The sequence below is a fragment of the Variovorax sp. UMC13 genome (assembly GCF_014170375.1).
Lineage (GTDB): Bacteria > Pseudomonadota > Gammaproteobacteria > Burkholderiales > Burkholderiaceae_C > Variovorax.
Genome location: NZ_LZZW01000010.1, coordinates 99075 through 115642, shown reverse-complemented (window position 1 = coordinate 115642; position 16568 = coordinate 99075). Strand labels below are relative to the sequence as shown.

At 68.7% G+C, this 16568-nt stretch carries 12 protein-coding genes; 3 read left to right on the top strand and 9 right to left on the bottom strand.

Annotated features, from left to right (window positions below; all coding sequences use genetic code 11):
* Positions 1–8: 8 nt before the first annotated feature.
* From pepN to A9977_RS05435, 9 genes are all read right to left on the bottom strand, one after another.
* Positions 9–2699 (bottom strand): aminopeptidase N, encoded by a 2691-nt coding sequence (gene pepN / locus A9977_RS05475; RefSeq protein WP_183023872.1) that lies wholly within the window; start codon positions 2697–2699, stop codon positions 9–11.
* Entirely contained in the window at positions 2683–3360 is a 678-nt protein-coding gene (locus A9977_RS05470) for an HAD family phosphatase (RefSeq protein ID WP_183023871.1), read from the bottom strand. Before A9977_RS05470 ends, pepN begins: the two co-directional genes overlap by 17 nt.
* A protein-coding gene (gene prfB, locus A9977_RS05465) for a peptide chain release factor 2 (RefSeq protein ID WP_183023870.1) occupies positions 3360–4464 on the bottom strand; the annotation gives its coding sequence in 2 pieces (ribosomal slippage) (positions 3360–4382 and positions 4384–4464; 1104 coding nt in all). Before prfB ends, A9977_RS05470 begins: the two co-directional genes overlap by 1 nt.
* Before the next feature lie 92 nt (positions 4465–4556).
* A complete protein-coding gene (locus tag A9977_RS05460; RefSeq protein ID WP_183023869.1) occupies positions 4557–5066 on the bottom strand; it encodes a hypothetical protein in 510 nt (169 codons plus the stop codon).
* A gap of 68 nt (positions 5067–5134) precedes the next feature.
* A complete protein-coding gene (locus tag A9977_RS05455; protein WP_183023868.1) occupies positions 5135–6340 on the bottom strand; it encodes a hybrid sensor histidine kinase/response regulator in 1206 nt (401 codons plus the stop codon).
* Entirely contained in the window at positions 6330–6923 is a 594-nt protein-coding gene (locus A9977_RS05450; RefSeq protein ID WP_405054670.1) for a chemotaxis protein CheB, read from the bottom strand. Before A9977_RS05450 ends, A9977_RS05455 begins: the two co-directional genes overlap by 11 nt.
* 2 nt (positions 6924–6925) lie before the next feature.
* Complete coding sequence (locus A9977_RS05445) at positions 6926–7708, bottom strand: protein-glutamate O-methyltransferase CheR (protein ID WP_259651842.1); 783 nt, start codon at positions 7706–7708, stop codon at positions 6926–6928.
* Positions 7709–7791: 83 nt separating this feature from the next.
* A complete protein-coding gene (locus A9977_RS05440; RefSeq protein ID WP_183023865.1) occupies positions 7792–11286 on the bottom strand; it encodes a response regulator in 3495 nt (1164 codons plus the stop codon).
* A 115-nt stretch (positions 11287–11401) separates the two neighbouring features.
* The gene (locus A9977_RS05435; protein ID WP_183023864.1) at positions 11402–12313 is read right to left on the bottom strand and encodes an alpha/beta fold hydrolase; all 912 of its coding nucleotides are present in this window, start codon (positions 12311–12313) and stop codon (positions 11402–11404) included.
* A 115-nt stretch (positions 12314–12428) separates the two neighbouring features.
* Between A9977_RS05435 and A9977_RS05430 the strand changes: the two genes are divergently transcribed.
* Genes A9977_RS05430 through A9977_RS05420 form a run of 3 tightly spaced genes read left to right on the top strand, consistent with a single transcriptional unit; the run spans position 12429 to position 16563 of the window.
* Entirely contained in the window at positions 12429–13757 is a 1329-nt protein-coding gene (locus tag A9977_RS05430) for an ABC transporter substrate-binding protein (RefSeq protein ID WP_183023863.1), read from the top strand.
* Between the two features lie 11 nt (positions 13758–13768).
* Positions 13769–15478 carry an iron ABC transporter permease gene (locus tag A9977_RS05425; RefSeq protein WP_183023862.1) on the top strand — a complete coding sequence of 570 codons (1710 nt, stop codon included), beginning with the start codon at positions 13769–13771 and terminating at the stop codon, positions 15476–15478.
* The gene (locus A9977_RS05420; RefSeq protein ID WP_183023861.1) at positions 15475–16563 is read left to right on the top strand and encodes an ABC transporter ATP-binding protein; all 1089 of its coding nucleotides are present in this window, start codon (positions 15475–15477) and stop codon (positions 16561–16563) included. Before A9977_RS05425 ends, A9977_RS05420 begins: the two co-directional genes overlap by 4 nt.
* Positions 16564–16568 lie beyond the last annotated feature (5 nt).

The following is a 16568-nucleotide window of genomic DNA, read 5'->3' as shown; positions in this document are numbered from 1 at the left end:
CTTGGGGATCAGTCGGCGAGGGCGCGGTGGACGACTTCCTGCGTGTCCTTGCTCAGGTCGGGGCGCGCGGCCACGCGCGCGAGGGCTTCGCGCGCGGCGCTGCGGTAGGGTTCGGCCAGCTTGCTCCAACGGTCGAGGCCGCGCGCGAGGCGGGCCGCCACCTGCGGATTGAGCGCATCGAGCTCGATCACGCGGTCCGACCAGAACACGTAGCCCGCGGCATCGCTGCGGTGGAAGGCGCCGGGGTTGGCGCTGCAGTAGCTGAAGATCACGCTGCGCGCGCGGTTGGGGTTCTTGAGCGAGAAGTCCGGGTGCTTCATCAGCTGCTTGACCAGCGGCAGCACATGGCCGCCGCGGTCGGGCGCGCCGGCCTGCAGCGAGAACCACTTGTCGATCACCAGCGCCTCGTCCTTGAACAGCGCATGGAAGCGCGCCAGCGCCGGGGCGGCCAGCGCATGGCCCGAGGACACCAGGGCCGACAGCGCGTTGAAGCGGTCGGTCATGTTGCCCGCGTCCTTGAAGCGCTGCAGCGTCTTGCCCGGCCAGACGGTGTCGTTCGATTCGCGTGCCGCCAGGCACAGGAAGGTCAGCGCCATGCCGGCCAGCGCGCGGCGGCCGGCCGACAGCGGGTCGGGCGTGTAGGCGCCGGTGTCGTGGTTCTGCTCGTAGGCCTGTTCCCATTCGGCGAACAGCGCCGTGGCCAACTGCGCGCGCATGGCTTCGCGCACCGTGTGGATGCGCTGCGGATCGACCACCTCCAATTGCTCGGCGATGTAGGTCTCCGAGGGCAGCGTGAGCACCAGTTCCTTGAAGGCGGCGTCGAGCTTCGCGTCGCGCAGCACCGCGCGCATGGCGTCGATGTAGGCGGCGTCGAGCACCGGCGTGCCGGCCTCGGTGGCGCCGATCGCACGGATGGCGCTGCGCAGTGCCAGCCGCTGGCCCGCTTCCCAGCGGTTGAAGGGATCGAGGTCGTTGGCCAGCAGCGTGAGCAGCTGGGTGTCGGTGTAGCCGAAGTCCAGGATCACCGGCGCGCTGAAGCCGCGCAGGATCGAGGGCACGGGCTCGGCGTCGAGGCCGTGGAAGGTGAACTGCTGCTCGGCCTCGGTCAGCACCAGCGTGCGGGTGCCGTGCGCGGCCTGCGCCTCGCCCTCCAGCTGCAGCGGCAGCTCGCGTCCGTCTGCGGCCAGCAGGCCCAGGTTGACCGGGATCACGAAGGGCAGCTTGAGCGCTTGGCCCGGCGTGGGCGGGCAACTCTGCGCGAAGCGCAGCGTGTAGCTGCGCGCCGCGGCGTCGTAGTGGCCGCTGGCCGCGAGCCGCGGCGTGCCGGCCTGGCCGTACCAGCGCTTGAACTGGGGCAGCAGGCGGGCCAGTTCGGAGTCCGGGTTGGCGTCGGCGATGGCCTGCGCGAAATCGTCGCAGGTCACGGCCTGGCCGTCGTGGCGCTGGAAGTACAGCGTGATGCCGGATTCGAAGCCCTTGCGGCCGACCAGCGTCTGCATCATGCGCACCACCTCCGCACCCTTCTCGTAGATGGTGACGGTGTAGAAGTTGCTGATCTCGATGTAGCTGTCGGGACGCACCGGGTGCGCCATCGGGCCGGCATCTTCGGGGAACTGCGCGGTGCGCAGCACCCGCACGTCCTCGATGCGCTTGACCGCGCGCGCCGAGGCATCGGCGCACAGGTCCATGCTGAACTCCTGATCGCGGAACACCGTGAGGCCTTCCTTGAGCGAGAGCTGGAACCAGTCGCGGCAGGTCACGCGGTCGCCCGACCAGTTGTGGAAGTACTCGTGGCCGACCACGCTCTCGATGTTGCCGTAGTCGGCATCGGTGGCGGTGGCCTGGCTGGCCAGCACGTACTTCGTGTTGAAGATGTTCAGGCCCTTGTTCTCCATCGCGCCCATGTTGAAGTCGCTGGTGGCGACGATCATGAAGCGGTCCAGGTCCAGCGGCAGGCCGAAGCGGGTCTCGTCCCAGAGGATCGAGTGCACCAGCGAGTTCATCGCGTGCTCGGTCTTGTCGAGGTCGCCCGCGCGCACGTAGACCTGCAGCAGGTGCTCCTTGCCGGCGCGGGTGGTGATGCGCTGTTCGCGCGCCACCAGCTTGCCCGCGACCAGCGCGAACAGGTAGCTGGGCTTGCGGAAGGGGTCGACCCACTTGGCGAAGTGGCGGCCCTCGGGCAGCTCGCCGCTGTCGGTCAGGTTGCCGTTCGACAGCAGCACCGGGTAGGCGGCCTTGTCGGCGCGCAGCGTCACGGTGTAGCTCGCCATCACGTCCGGACGGTCGAGGAAGTAGGTGATGCGGCGGAAGCCCTCGGCCTCGCACTGCGTGAAGAAGGTGTTCTCGCTCACGAACAGGCCCATGAGCTTGGTGTTCTTCGCCGGGCAGCAGGTGGTGAAGATCTCCAGCTCGAAGCTGTCGGGCAGGTTGTCGATGACCAGCTGGTCGTTGTCCATGCGGAAGGACGCGCCCTGGCCGTCGACCAGCACGCGCGCCAGGTTCAGCTCGTCGCCGTCCAGCCGCAGCGGGCCGGCCGGCAGCTCGGGATTGCGGCGCAGGCGCATGCGGTTGAGCACGCGCGTCTTGGCCGGGTCCAGGTCGAAGGTCAGGTCGACGGTGTCGATCCACCAGGCGGGGGCGACATAGTCCTCGCGGCGGATCGCCAGCGACTGTTCTTGTCCATCACGCAGTTGCAGCATCGAGTGTCTCCAGGAAATTCGAAAGGGCAAGTTCTTCGTAGTCGCGCACGGCGGCGATCACGTGCGGGCCGGCCAGTTCGGCCGCGCTGTGGGTGGTGCAGACGGCCACGGCGCGCATGCCGGCGCGGCGGGCGGCTTCGATGCCGAAGGGTGCGTCCTCGAACACGATGCAGTGCGCGGGCGCGACGCCGATGCGGCGGGCCGCCTCGAGGAAGATGGCCGGCGTGGGCTTGCCGGTGAAGCCCTCGTCGCCACCCACGATGGCCAGCGGCAACGGGTCCATCCGCAGGCGCTCCATCACGAAGGCGACGTTGTGGCGGTCGCCCGCGGTGCCGACCGCGATCTTGAGCCCGCGCGCCGCCGCCGCCCTGGCGAAGGCATTGAAGCCCGCGACTTCGGCGAACACGGCGCCGAACAGCTCGCGGTAGATGCTTTCCTTCTCGTGCGTGATCGCGTCGCTCTCGGCCACGCTCACCTCGCGTTCCATCAGCTCGCAGGCGCATTCGAAGGCGTTGCGGCCGGTGGTGCGGCGCATGAGGTCGGGCACGTCGAGCGCGAGCCCGCGCCGGCGCGCGAACTCGATCCAGGCCTTGGCGTGCCAGGGCATGGAGTCGACCATGGTGCCGTCCATGTCGAAGATGAGCGCGTCCGTGCGTGCCATCAGACGCCTTGCTTCAGCGAGGCTTCGATGAACACGTCGAGGTCGCCGTCGAGCACCTTCTGCGTGGCCGAGACCTCGACGTTGGTGCGCAGGTCCTTGATGCGGCTGTTGTCCAGCACGTAGCTGCGGATCTGGTGGCCCCAGCCCACGTCTGTCTTGGTGTCTTCCAGCTTCTGCTGCGCTTCCTGCTGCTTGCGCAGCTCGAAGTCGTAGAGCCGCGAACGCAGGCGCTTCCAGGCCACGTCGCGGTTGCTGTGCTGGCTGCGGCCGTCCTGGCACTGCACCACGATGCCGGTCGGGATGTGCGTGAGCCGCACCGCCGAGTCGGTCTTGTTGATGTGCTGGCCGCCCGCGCCGCTGGCACGGAAGGTGTCGGTGCGCACGTCCGAGGGGTTGATCTCGATCTCGATCGAGTCGTCCACTTCGGGGTACACGAAGATCGACGCGAAGCTGGTGTGGCGTCCGCCCGAGGAGTCGAAGGGCGACTTGCGCACCAGGCGGTGCACACCGGTCTCGGTGCGCAACAGGCCGAAGGCGTAGTCGCCCTCGACCTTGATGGTCGCGCCCTTGATGCCCGCGGTGTCGCCTGGAGTCTCGTCCTCGATCTGCGTCTTGAAGCCCTTGCGCTCGGCGTACTTCAGGTACTGGCGCAGCAGCATGCTGGCCCAGTCGCAGGCCTCGGTGCCGCCGGCGCCGGCCTGGATGTCGACAAAGCAGTTCAGCGGATCGGCCGGGTTGCTGAACATCCGGCGGAACTCGAGCTGCTTGATGTCGGCTTCCAGCACGGCGGCGTCATCGGCGATGGCCTGCAGGCCGTCCAGGTCGCCGTCGGCCTTCGACATTTCGAACAGCTCGGTGTTGTCGGCCAGGCCGCTGGTGAGGCGGTCGAGCGTGACCACCACGCCGTCGAGCGATTTCTTCTCTCGGCCCAGTTCCTGGGCCTTCTTCGGGTCGTTCCAGACCGTCGGATCCTCGAGCGATGCGTTGACCGTCCTCAGACGTTCGGCTTTGGCATCGTAGTCAAAGATACCTCCGTAAATCGACCGTGCGCACGCTCAGGTCCGCCAGGTTGGCTTCGATCTGGTTGATTTGTTCTGCGTCCATGGGGTGTCCTGAAAAAAAGAGGTGGCCCGGCGGGAGCCAGGCGCAACCCGACATTTTCTCATGCCCCCGGGCTCGCCAGAGAATGGCCCCGTTCAGAAGCGCCGGCTGTAGGAAAACATCACGCCCGCCGTGCCCAGGATCGCCACCTGCACCGCGTCGACCGGGGTCAGTCGATAGCCGACGGCCGGGATGATCGCGGGCGAGAAGCCGCCGCGGTTGTAGGGCACCTTGTCCTTGTACTTGCCGCGGTAGCCGTAGATCACGCCGGCGCTGAGCTTGGTGTAGAGCGCGGGCTGGCCGAAGACGCCGTCCCACTGCCGGCCGTAGTAGACGTAGCCCGAAGTCTGGCCGAAGGAGTTGTTGAACAGCGCCGCGCCCCAGAGCGCGTTGTCGGGCTGGATGCGCTCGATGGCGATCAGCGCGACGTTCTTGTGTTCGTCGTCGTGATGCCAGTGGTGGGTGTAGGGCGAGAAGGACAGTTCCCACCGGGCCGCGCTGCGAAGCGGGGGCTCGGCGGTTTGCGCGAACGTATTCAGGTGGAACGATCCGGCGAGGGCCATCGTGGCGATCGCGGCAAGGCGCAAGCCGCAGTGTTTCTGCATGAGGAAACCTCCTTTTTTTAATGGAGGAATCCTACAGGCGGCACCCCGGCCGATCGTTCAGTTTTCCTTCAGTTACCCGGGGTAGGGGCCTGCAACGGCAGGGTCACGCAGAATGTCGCGCCCTCGCCGGGGGTGCTCTCCACGCCGATGTCGCCGCCGTGCGCGATCACGATCTCGCGCGTGATGTACAGGCCCAGTCCCAGGCCGGCGGCGTGCTTGCGGCTGTCGTCGGTGCGCTCGAACTGCTCGAAGATCCGGCCATGGTCGGCGGCCGCGATGCCGATGCCCTGGTCGCGCACCGTCATCCGTGCCTGCTCGCCGAGCCGCTGCACCGTGACCGCCACCGGGCTGCCGCGGCCGTAGCGCAGCGCATTGGTCAGCAGGTTGGTCAGCACCTGCTCGATGCGGAACTCGTCCCACAGGCCGTCGATGGGGCCCTGCGCTTCCAGCTGGATGCGCGAGCCCACGGCCTCGGCCTGGTTGACCAGGCTCTCCACCACCCGCTGCGCGAGCTGCGCCAGGTCGAAGGGCTTGGGCCGGATCGACAGCGAGCCGCTGCGCAGGCGCGAGACGTCGAGCATGTCGTCGATCAGCCGCACCATGTTCTGGATCTGGCGCTGGTCGCGCTCGATCATGGCTGGCAGCTTGTCGACCGCGAAGGGCGCCATGTTGCCCTTGCCCAGGTGCAGCTTGCGCACCTGCGTCTCGAGGTAGAGCGTGTTGAGCGGCGTGCGCAGCTCGTGCGAGACCATCGACATGAAGTCGTCGCGCATGCGCACCGCGCGCTCCAGGTCGCCCTGCGCGACCTGCAGCTTGTCGACCAGCTCGGCCTGTTCGCGATGGGCCGCGGCCAGAGCCTCCATCTCGTGCTTGAGCGCCTTGCGGTGGCGGTGCAGGTCCACGAACACGTTGACCTTGCTGGCCACCACGTAGGCGTCCAGCGGCTTCTGCAGGAAGTCGACCGCGCCGCTCTCGTAGCCCTTGAAGGCGTAGTTCATCTCGCGCCCCGCGGCGCTAACGAAAATGATCGGGATGTGGCGCGTGCGCTCGGTGCCGCGCATCAGCTCGGCCAGCTCGAAGCCGTTCATGCCCGGCATCTGCACATCGAGGATGGCCAGCGCGAACTCGTGTTCCAGCATCAGCGCCAGCGCTGCCTCGGCCGACGCGGCCTGGAACACGATGCGGCCCCGGCCGCGGATCAGCGCGTCCAGCGCGAGCAGGTTCTCGGGCAGGTCGTCGACGATCAGCAGCTTGCTTTCGACATCAATCGGCATGAAGAGCATTCAGTTCCACCAGCAGGGTGTGCAGACCGCGCAAGGGCAGTATGCGGTCGGGGGTGAGCAGCGCCAGCGCCGCCCGGGGCATGGTGTCGACCTCGGCATCGTCCGGGTCCTGCACCGCGGTCAGTCCGCCGGCCTGCTGGATCCTGCGCAGGCCTTCGGCGCCGTCGGGGTTGGCGCCGGTCAGCAGCAGGCCGGCCAGCAGCGGGCCGTAGGCATCGGCCGCAGACTGCATCAGCAGGTCGATCGAGGGGCGCGACCAGAGCACCGGCGGTTCGCAGCTCAGCGAGAACACCCGCTCGCGTTCGATCGACAGGTGGTAGCTGGGCGGCGCGAAGTAGAGCGTGCCGTCGGCCACCGGCGCCTTGTCCTCGGCCTCCTGCACCGGGATCGGCAGGCGCTGGCGGAACACGTCGGCCAGCCGGCTGTCGCGCCGCTGCGGCAGGTGGATCACGACCACCAGCGGCAGCCGCCAGGGCAGGGGCAGGTCGCGCAGCAGCGTGGCGAGCGCGTCCACCCCGCCGGCCGAGGTGCCGATCACCACCGCATCGACGCGGCGCAGGGGCGCGGCCGGCATCGTCATGTGGCCTTGCGGTAGATGCGCTCGGCGCGCACCAGGTCGTCGAAGCGGCTGGCGTAGGCCGAGAAGTCGATGCTTTCCTTGGCGCCCAGGCCCAGGAAGCCGCGGTGGCACAGCGATTCGTGGAACAGGCCGAAGGCCCGGTCCTGCAGCGCGCGGTTGAAGTAGATCAGCACGTTGCGGCATGACACCAGGTGCGTCTCGGCGAACACGCTGTCGGTCGCCAGGCTGTGGTCGGCAAAGATCGTGTTGGTGCACAGCGAGGGGTCGAAGCGCGCGGCGTCGTAGGCGGCCGTGTAGTAGTCGGAAAAAGACTGGCGGCCGCCGGCGCGCTGGTAGTTGGCGGTGTAGTTGCGCACCGCTTCCATCGGGAAGATGCCCTGGCGCGCCTTGTCGAGCGACAGCGGGTTGATGTCGGTGGCATAGATCTGGGTGCGTTCCAGCAGGCCTTCCTCGCGCAGCAGGATGGCCAGCGACCAGGCTTCCTCGCCGGTGCTGCAGCCCGCCACCCAGACCTTGACCGAGGGGTAGGTCTGCAGCACCGGGATCACCTGCTGGCGCAGCGCCAGGAAGTAGCCCGGGTCGCGGAACATCTCGCTGACCGGGATGGTGAGGAACTGCAGCAGGCGCGCGAAGGCCGAGGCATCGTGCAGCACCAGGTCCTGCAGGGCCGAGACGCTGGGCAGCTTGAGCTGGTCGAGTGCGTACAGCACGCGGCGCTTCTGCGAGGCGCCGGTGTAGTCGCGGAAGTCGTAGCTGTACTTGAGGTAGATCGCCTCCATCAGCAGGCGCAGCTCGATCTCGATGTCGCTGGGCGGCGTCAGCGGCTTGGGCTGCTTCAGCCCGCTCGAAGGCGTCAGCGAGCTCACATGCGCTCCATGCGCGGCATCCATACGCGCAGCAGCGAGAACAGGCGGTCCAGGTCGACCGGCTTGGCCAGGTAGTCGCTGGCGCCGGCCGCCATGCACTGCTCCTGGTCGTCCTTCATGGCCTTGGCGGTGACGGCGATCACCGGCAGCTTGGCGAAGCGCGGGTCCTGGCGCAGCCGTCGCGTGGCCTCGAGGCCGTCCATCTCCGGCATCATCACGTCCATCAGCACCAGGTCGATGTCGCTCACCTGGTCGAGCTTCTCCAGCGCCTCGCGGCCGTTGCGGCCGATCTCGACCAGCGCGCCGCGCTGCTCCAACGCGCTGGTGAGCGCGAAGATGTTGCGCACGTCGTCGTCCACCAGCAGGATGCGCCGGCCCTCGAACACGCGGTCGCGTCCGCGCGCGGTCTTGAGCATGTTCTGGCGTTCGGTCGACAGGTCGGCCTCGACCTTGTGCAGGAACAGCGTGACCTCGTCGAGCAGCCGCTCGGGCGAGCGCGCGCCCTTGATGATGATCGAGCGCGAGTAGCGCAGCAGCTCGGCCTCCTCGTCGCGCGTGAGGTTGCGCCCGGTGTAGACGATCACCGGCGGGAAGGAGCAGATCTCCTCGGTCGCCATGCGCTTGAGCAGTTCGCTGCCCTGCATGTCGGGCAGGCGCAGGTCGGTGATCATGCAGTCGAAGACGCGGCTGCGCAGCAGTTCCATCGCCTCTTCGCCCGAGGCCACGGCGGTGATGGCGACGTCCTCGTCGCCGATCAGCCGCACCACGGCCTCGCGCTGCAGCGCGTCGTCCTCCACCAGCAGCACGGTCTTGAGCTTCTGCGTGAGCTTGTCCTCGAGCTTCTGGAACACCTGCTTGAGCTGTTCGCGCGAGGCCGGCTTGAGCGCATAGCCGATCGCGCCCATGTGCATCGCGGTCTCGGTGTGGTCCAGCGCCGAGACGATGTGGACCGGGATGTGGCGGGTGTGCGGATCGTCCTTGAGCCGCTGCAGCACGTTGAGGCCGGGCGCGTCGGGCAGGCGCATGTCGAGCAGGATCGCATCGGGCAGGAACTGCGTCGCCAGGCTGAAGCCGTCGGCCGCGCCGTGCGCCACCACGCAGCGGTAGCCCAGTTCGTGCGCCAGGTCGTAGAGGATGTGGGCGAACTGGGGTTCGTCCTCGATCACCAGCACCCGGCGCGCGCTGTCGCGCGGCAGCGCGCGGTCGTCGGCGAACTGGGGGATCAGCGGCGCTGGCACGGTGTCCGAGGCGATCGGCATCGGCGGCGTCGGCGCGACGTAGAGGCGCTGCGCAGGGGCCGGCGAGGGCGTCTTGGCGGGCGGGCGCTCGCCCGCCACCGCGACCGGCGCGGTGGCCGGCAGTTCGAGCGTGAAGGTGCTGCCCTGGCCCGGCACGCTGTCGACCACGAGATGGCCGCCGAGCAGTGCCGTCAGGTCGCGCGAGATCGACAGGCCCAGGCCGGTGCCGCCGTAGCGCCGGCTGGTGGTGCCGTCGGCCTGGCGGAAGGCCTCGAAGATCACTTCCTGCTGGTCGGCCGGAATGCCGATGCCCGAATCCTTGACCGCGAAGCGCGCGCCGCCGCCCGGTGCGCCGGAGACGGTCAGCGAGACCTCGCCGCGGTCGGTGAACTTGAGCGCGTTCGACAGCAGGTTCTTGAGAATCTGCTCGACGCGCTGGCGGTCGGTCACCAGCAGTTCGGGCGCGTCGGGCTGCACCGACAGCCGGAACGTGAGCTGCTTCTGCCGGGCCAGCGGCGTGAAGGTCATCGAGAGGCTGTCGGCGAGGCGGGCCAGCGGCACCTCCTCGGACACCAGCTCGAGCTTGCCGGCCTCGACCTTGGCGATGTCGAGGATGTCGTTGATCAGCACCAGCAGGTCGTTGCCCGAGGAATGGATCGACTCGGCGAACTTCACCTGCTCGGCCGTCAGGTTGCCCTGCGGGTTGTCGCCCAGCAGCTTCGACAAGATCAGCGCGCTGTTGAGCGGCGTGCGCAGCTCGTGCGACATGTTGGCCAGGAACTCCGACTTGTAGCGGCTCGCGCGCTGCAGTTCCTGCGCGCGCTCCTCCAGGTCGTTCTGCACCCGGCGCAGCGCTGCGTTGCGCAGGTCCAGTGCCTCGGTGCGTTCCGACAGCTGGCTGTTGGTCTGCTCGAGCTCGGCCTGCTGGTTCTCCAGCGTGGCCTGCGAGGCGCGCAGCGCGCGCGACTGTTCCTCGAGCTCCTCGTTGGCGGTGCGCAGTTCTTCCTGCTGCACCTGCAGTTCCTCGTTGAGCTGCTGCGTTTCGGCCAGCGCGTCCTGCAGCTGCTCGCGGTAGCGCACCGCGGCCACCGAGCTGCCGATGTTGCCGGCCACCAGCTCGAGCAGTTCGGTCAGGCGCTCTTCGGGCGCGCGCAGCAGGCCGAGTTCGATCACGCCGTTGACGAAACCGTTGTGGCTGACCGGCATCAGCACGGCCGCGCGCGGCGCCATGTCGCCGAGGCCGGAGTTGATGCGCAGGTAGTCGGCCGCAACCGGTTCGACCACCGTGAGCCGCCGCTCCGCGGCCGCCTGGCCGACCAGGCCCTGGCCGGCGGCGAAGACCTGCGGCGAGGCCTCGGCCTCGGGCGAGAAGCCGTAGCTGGCCACGCGGCGCAGGTCGCCGTTGCGCTCGCGCACGTACATCGCGCCCACGTTGCTGCCCAGTTGGTGGGCGAAGAAGCCGAGCACCTTGCGGCCCATGTCCTGCGCGCCGAGTTCGCCCACCAGCTCGCCCGCGAGCTCGGTCTGGGCGCCGCGCAGCCAGGCCTGGCGCGCCAGCGCGTCGGCATGCGTGGCCTGCCGCTGGAGCACGGTGTCGTAGCCTTCCGACAGCGTGACCAGCTGGCGTCGGCCGAAGAAGGCGAGCAGGCCGGTGAGCGCGAGGGTGAAGAAGACGAACAGGCCGACGATCGCCAGCGCCGTGGTGTTGGCCTCGCTGTTGCGCTGGAAGCGCAGGGTCTGTTCCACGTTGATGAAGTTGTTGAAGCCGGTGCGGATGTCGTCCGTCAGGCGCTTGCCGCGCCCCTGCCGCACGGCCGCCTCGTAGTCGCCGCCGGCGCGCCGCAGCGCGATCATCTCGGCCGCGAACTGATTCCAGGCGGCCTGCAGCGTGATGATGCGGTCGAGCCGGTCGACCTGGGCCGGGTTGTCAGCGACCAGCCGGCGCAGCGCCACCATGCCGGCCGTGAGCCGCGGCTGGGCGCTTTCGTTGGGCTGGAGGAAGGCCTGGTCGCCGGTGAGCAGGAAGCCGCGCATGCCGGTCTCGAGGTCGATGGTCAGGCGCTGCATTTCGCTGGCGTCGCGCGTCACGCGGTCGGTGTGCTCGACCCAGGAGATCACCGACAGCAGGTAGAAGATCAACCCGACGAAGACCGCGGCCCCGAGCACGCCCCCGATCAGCGGGAGCTTCACGTTGCGGCTCAGCAGGCGCTGGAAGTCCCGGGGATCGATGGCGGTCGCGGCGTTGGTGGTCATGGGGAGCGCTAAGAGAGCAAAAACCCGCAAAGTCTGCCCGCTAACTGTTAACTTGTGTGTCGGATAACAGCCTGAATCCGGCTTGGCGCGCCGGCTTTCCCCCGCCGACGCGGGCTCAGCGCAGGAAGTCCTCGATCAGCCGCGCCACCTGTTGCGGCTGGTCGTGGTGGAGCATGTGGCCGGCGTCCTGCACCACGGCCACGCGCGCATCCGGCACCGACTTCAGCCGCTCGTGGTACTCGGCCAGGGTGTAGCGACCGCCCCAGCGCGCGAGGCTGTCGTCCGAGGCCTCGACCGCCAGCACCGGCGCGGCGATGGCGGCGTAGAGCGCCAGCGCCTCGTCCACGCGGAAGATGTTGGCGTTGATCACCTTGTGCGCCGCGGTGCCCAGGATCTGCCAGCGCGTGCTGCCGTCGGCCTGCACCTGCGGCGCGGCCCAGTGGCTGGCCAGCCAGTCGGCCTTGTCCTGCGACAGCCGCGGGTTGGTCTTCATCAGCCGCCGCGCCACGCCCTGCACGTCGGCATAGCCCTGCAGGTCCATCTCGCCGCGGTGCAGGCGCTTGAGTTCGTCGATCCACTTGCCGTAGCGTTCGGGCGCCTGCTCGGGCTTGAGCAGCGGCATGCCGAAGCCCTCGAGGTTGACCAGCCGGCGCACCCGCTGCGGCCGGATGCCCGCGTACTGCATCGCGAGGTTGCCGCCCATGCTGTGGCCCACCAGGTCGATCGGCGTGTCGCCCGCGAAGTGGTCGAGCAGCCAGTCGAGGTCGGCCAGGTAGTCGGGCATCCAGTAGTTGTCGACTTCGCCGCCGTCGGTGAGGCCGAAGCCGCGCCAGTCGGGCGCGACGATGTGCCGTTCTTCGGCCATCGCGTCGACCACGAACTGCCACGAGGCGGCCACGTCCATCCAGCCGTGCAGCAGCACGAGCGGCGCGCGGTCGGGGGAGGGCGTGCCCCACTGGCGCACGTGGTAGCGCAGGTGGCGCACGGGGACGAATTCGCTGCGGGGGATGCGGAGGGCGGAGTACATCGCTCCGATGATAGGCAAGCCGTGCGCGGCGCGCGGACGCCTGCGCGTCAGGGATAAACCTCTCATGGCGCGCGAAGGCCCGACCTACAGTGGGTCTTCCAAGGAGACCCAGCGCATGCCCTTCCAGAGAGTCCTTTCCAGCGTGGCGACCGCCTGCCTCGTCGTGCTGTCCGGCGCGGCCCAGGCCGGCACCGTGACCGTGATCACCTCCTTTCCCAAGGAGCTCACCGACGCCTACAAGAAGGCCTTCGAGGCGGCCAACGCCGGCGTGAAGATCGAGGTGCTCAACAAGAACACCACCGCCTCGATTGCCTACATCAAGGAGCTGCCCGCGGGCCAGCGGCCCGACGTGATGTGGGCCTCGGCCCCCGACGCCTTCGAGGTGCTGGCGCGCGACAAGCTGCTCACGGCCGCGCCCGAAGTGAAGAATCCGCATGTGCCGGCGAAGATCGGCAACTACCCCATCAACGACCCCAAGGGCCTCTACTACGGCCAGGCGCTGGCGGGCTACGGGATGATGTGGAACACCCGCTACCTGCAGGCCAACAAGCTGCCCGCGCCGCGCGAGTGGAGCGACCTCGCGAAGCCCGAGTACTTCGGCCACGTCGCGATCTCCTCGCCCTCGCGCTCGGGCACCACCCACCTCACGGTCGAGACCCTGCTGCAGGGCGAGGGCTGGGAGCGCGGCTGGACGCAGCTGCTCGAGATCATGGGCAACTGCGCGGCCGTGACCGACCGCAGCTTCGGCGTGCCCGACGGCGTGAACAGCGGCCAGTACGGCATCGGGCTGGTGATCGACTTCTTCGGCCTGGCGGGCAAGTACTCGGGCTTCCCGGTCGAGTTCGCCTACCCCAGCGTGACGGCCGTGGTGCCGGCCAACATCGGCCTGGTCACGGGCGCGAAGAACGTCGACGAGGCCAAGAAGTTCATCGCCTTCACGCTGTCAAAAGAGGGCCAGCAGATCCTGTTCGATCCCAAGATCAGCCGGCTGCCGGTGCTGCCCTATGCCGACCTCAAGGTGCCGGCCGGCTACCCCGACATCCAGGCGGTGGCGAAGAAGGCCAAGGTGCAGTTCGACTCCGAGCTGTCGGAGTCGCGCTACCAGGTGGTGGTGAGCATGTTCGACCAGATGGTGACCTTCAGGCTCAAGGAACTGCAGGCCGCGACCAAGGCGATCCACGATGCCGACAGGAAGCAGAAGGCCAAGCCGAATCCGCAGGCCGCCGAGCTGCTGAAGCAGGCCCGCGGCTATGCCTATGCGCCGCTGGTCGGGCAGGAGATGGTGAAGAACGAGCAGTTCCTCGAACTGTTCCGCAAGAGCCGGCGTGACGTCGCGGTCTCCAAGCAGCTCACCGGCCAGGAAGAGCTCTGGGCCACCAAGGCCAAGGCCAACTACGCCCGGGCCACCGAACTGGCCAACCAGGCGGCCGCGCTCGTCAAGTGAGGGCATCGTCGATGGCGGGCGCGCCCGCTGCGGTGCGGCGCGCCGGCGCGGGCTGGGGCGCCTGGACGCTGGCGGGCGCGGTGCTCGCGTTCCTGCTGGCCTTCCTGCTGATCCCGGTGGCGCTGGTGGTGTTCACCGCCTTCGTCGACGAGGGCGGCGGCTTCACGCTCGGCCACTTCGCGAACTTCTTCGGCCAGAGCATCTTCCGCGAGTCCTTCTTCAACAGCCTGGTGGTGGCGCTCGCGAGCGTGTTCTTCGCCTCGCTGATCGCGGTGCCGCTGGCCTATCTCACGGTGCGCTTCGAGTTCCGCGGCGCGCTGCTGATCCAGACGCTGGGCGTGCTGCCGCTGATCATGCCGCCCTTCGTCGGGGCGGTGGCGCTGCAGCTGATCTTCGGGCGCAACGGCTCGGTCAACCTGTTGCTCGACCAGTACTTCGGCTTCAAGATCCCGATCATGGACGGCCTGGTCGGCGTGACCTTCGTCGAGAGCATCCACTACTTCCCCTTCATCCTGCTCAACCTCGTGGCCTCGATGCGCAACATCGACGGCGCGATGGAGGAGTCGGCGATGAACCTGGGCGCGCGCGGCTTCCGGCTGTTCCGCCGGATCATCTTTCCGCTCGCCATGCCCGGCTTCCTGGCCGGCGCGGCGCTGGTCTTCGTCAAGGTCTTCGACGACCTGGGCACGCCGCTGGTGATGGGCGTGACCAACATGCTGGCGCCGCAGGCCTACCTGCGCATCACCTCGGTCGGCATCGACGATCCGCTGGGCTACGTGACCAGCGTGCTGATGATCGGCTTCTCGATCCTCGCGCTGTGGATGGCCGCGCGCGTGATGAAGGGCAAGGACTACGCGACCCTGCAGAAGGGCGGCGGCTCGCTGCAGCGGCGCCGCCTGGGCGGCTGGGAATCGGTGCTGGCCTACGGCTGGATCGCGCTGGTGCTGTGCATCGTGCTGGCGCCGCACCTGGGCATCCTGCTGATGTCCTTCGCCAAGGTCTGGAGCTTCTCGGTGCTGCCCGACGCCTACACGCTCGAGCACTACGCCAGCGTGTTCGAGAACTCGCGCCAGATGATCGGCAACACGCTGCTCTACTGCGTGCTGGCGGCGGGCCTTGACGTGCTGATCGGCACTGCCATCGCCTACCTGATCCTGCGCACCACGTTGCCGGCGCGGCGCTGGCTTGACTACCTGGCCTCGGCCGCGCTGGCCATTCCCGGCCTGGTGCTGGCGATCGGCTACCTGCGGCTGTTCCGGGGCGTGAACCTGCCCTTCACCGATTCGCCGGTGGTCACGAGCTCGGTGCTGATCATGCTCGCCTATGCGGTGCGCCGCCTGCCCTATGCGCTGCGCTCCTGCATGGCGGCCCTGCAGCAGGTGCACATCTCGCTGGAGGAGGCCGCGCAGAGCCTGGGCGCGACGCGCTGGCGCACGGTGCGCCGCGTGATGGTGCCGCTGATGGTCGGCGGCATGCTGGCGGGCTTCGTCACCAGCTTCATCACCGCGGCGGTCGAGCTGTCGGCCACGCTGCTGCTCACCTCGTCGGAGACGCAGGCGCCGATGAGCTACGGCATCTACCTCTACATGCAGAGCGCCTCGGGCCGCGGACCCGGGGCCGCGCTGGGCGTGCTCGCGGTGGTGGTGGTCGGCCTGGGCACCTGGGCCTCGCACCGCTTCGCCGAACGCACCCGAACCCCTGAAAGGGCCACGACACCATGAACAAGGTCTCCCTCGAGGCGCGCCACATCAGCCTGAGCTACGGCCCGACCGAAGTGCTGCGCGACATCAACCTGAAGATCGAGCCGGGCGAATTCTTCGCGCTGCTCGGGCCCTCCGGGTCGGGCAAGTCGACCCTGCTGCGGCTGATCGCGGGCTTCAACCAGCACCAGCGCGGCGAGTTGCTGGTCGACGGGCAGGACATCACCCACATCCCGCCGCACGCGCGCAACATCGGCATGGTGTTCCAGAGCTACGCGCTGTGGCCGCACATGACGGTCTGGGACAACGTGGCCTTCGGGCTGGTCGAGCGGCGCGAGACGCGCGATGCGATCCGGCGCAAGGTCGGCGCGGCGCTCGAACTGGTCGGCCTGGCCGACTATGCCAAGCGCCGGCCGGGGCAGCTTTCTGGCGGCCAGCAGCAGCGCGTGGCGCTGGCGCGCACCATCGTGATCGAGCCCAAGCTGCTGCTGCTCGACGAGCCGCTGTCGAACCTCGACAAGAACCTGCGCGTGCAGATGCGCGACGAGCTCAAGCACCTGCAGCGCACGCTGGGCCTGACCACCATCTTCGTGACCCACGACCAGGAGGAGGCCATGACCACGGCCGACCGCATGGCGGTGCTCGACAAGGGTGTGCTGCAGCAGGTCGGGCCGGCCACCGGCCTGTTCGACTTTCCGGTCAACCGCTTCGTGGCCGGCTTCGTCGGCACCGCCAACCTGCTCGAGGGCCGCGTGACGGGGCGCGAGGGCGGGGCGTTGTGCTTCCACGCCGAGGGCGTGGGCGAACTGCACCTGCCGCAGGCCGCCGGTGCCGTGCCGCCGGATGGCGCGACCGCGATCGCCTTCCGTCCGCACCAGGTGCACATCCGCGCGGCCGGCACGCCGGGCGATGCGGCCCGGCTCTGGCTCGACGGCACGGTCGAGAGCACCGAGTTCCTGGGCGAGGTGTCGCGCTACCGGATGCGCGTGGGCCGGGTGTCGCTGGTGGCCGACGAGGTGCACTACGCCGGCGAGCCGGTGCTGCAGCCCGGCACCGCGGTGCGGCTGGGCATCGATCCGGCCCAGGTGCGCTTCCTGTCGACCTGAAGCAG